The 1,135-nt window shown below is 65.9% G+C and carries 1 protein-coding gene; it reads right to left on the bottom strand.

Annotated elements, in window-relative coordinates:
• Nucleotides 1–22 precede the first annotated feature (22 nt).
• On the bottom strand, nucleotides 23–1,135 hold a 1,113-nt coding region (locus I5I_RS03415; protein WP_036316500.1), incomplete at its 5' end, for an ABC transporter substrate-binding protein.

The raw sequence follows: 1,135 nt of genomic DNA, 5'->3' as shown, positions 1-1,135 counted from the left end.
CCCTTTTTTTTCGTGGCAGGTGTCAGTTCACGGAGCCCTGGATGGACTTCTGGAGACGGGGAGTGTTGTTCGCGTCGAACTTGTAGATGCCGATGTAGGCGCTCGACGGGTCGTTCTGGGAGTTGAACGGACCGATGCCCGCCTTACCCGTGTAGGTGATGTCCTTGCCGCTCTTGATGAGCGCGAGGCACGAGGCGTAGTCGGAGCACTTCTCACCGTTGGTGGTGCCCGAGACCGCGGCGAGGTTCGCCTGGATCGTCGGACCGTCGGTGCCCTTGCCCTTCTCGGCGGCCAGTGCCGCGAGCACGATGGCGTCGTAGGACTCGGGAGCGTACGAGAAGTCCTTCAGGTCGGCGTTCGCGCTCTTCTTGTAGAAGTCCACGAGGCGCTGCTTGAACTCGGGGTCGGGCTGGGCGCCGGGAATGGTGCCCTGGGCGCCGGTGAGCGTGCCCGCCTCGAAGTCCTTGCTGTAGTCGGCCGTGTTGCCGTCGACGAGGTACGTCTTCGACAGATCCCAGCCCTGAGCCTTCAGCTCGGGGACGATCTGCTTGGTCTCGTCGAAGGCGAGGATCACGATCGCGTCGGGCTTGGCCGCCAGAGCCGCCGACACCTCGGAGGAGAAGGTCTTCTGACCGGGAGCGAACTCCTGGCCCTTGCCCTTGGCGCCGTAGACGACTTCGCCGCCCGCCTTCGTGACGGTCTCTTCGACGACATCGCGCAGGCCGGTGCCGTACGCGTCGTTGAAGACGATGAACGCGACCTTCTGGACGCCGTCACCGATGACGAGGTTGCCCAGCGCCGAGCCCTGCACCGTGTCCGGCGGAGCGGTGCGGAAGTAGTAGCTGGAGTAACCGGAGAGCTCGGTCGCGGTGTTCGCGGGCGAGATCTGCACCTTGCACTTCGAGACGATGGTGTCGACGAAGTTGAGGCTGACGCTCGAGGACTCGGCACCGAGCACGACCTGCGCGTCGGAGGAGGCGATCTGCGCAGCCGAGGCGGTGGAGACCGACAGGTCCGACGAGGCGCCGGAGTCGGTGATCGGGCCGACCTTGATCGGCTGGCCGAGCACGCCGCCGGCGGCGTCGATGTCTTCGACGGCGAGGCCATAGCCGGCCTCGGCGGGCGGGTTGAGGTA

The organism is Microbacterium sp. B24 (assembly GCF_000333415.1).
Lineage (GTDB): Bacteria > Actinomycetota > Actinomycetes > Actinomycetales > Microbacteriaceae > Microbacterium.
The sequence above is the reverse complement of the archived record's forward strand: the minus strand, read 5'-3'. Positions and strand labels throughout refer to the sequence as shown.